A 255-nucleotide genomic window follows, 5' to 3' on the forward strand; every position below is an offset into this window, starting at 1 on the left:
GCTCTGATTCGGTTACTTTTTCGCGAATATGGCCATAGCCTTTTTTAGAATTTCTACCTCCTGTTTTAACCGAAGGTTTTCTTTCTGAATATCGGCTAACTCTTTTGGTGTCAGCGCCTCTTTTTCTAAACCAATAGGGGTAAAGTCTTTCACCCATTTATAAATCGTTACTTCTGATACGCCATATTCGCTGCTTAATTCTTTAACCGGGCTGCCGGAATGATACAAATCCACAATCGTTTTCTTAAAATCATC

Annotated in this window: 1 pseudogene; it reads right to left on the reverse strand. The window is 38.8% G+C overall.

Going from position 1 to position 255, the window contains the following annotated elements:
* A pseudogene (locus M3600_RS28770) lies at window positions 1-255 on the reverse strand (transposase); the annotation flags it as partial.

It is taken from the genome of Niallia sp. MER 6 (assembly GCF_023714395.1).
Taxonomy (GTDB): domain Bacteria; phylum Bacillota; class Bacilli; order Bacillales; family Cytobacillaceae; genus Niallia.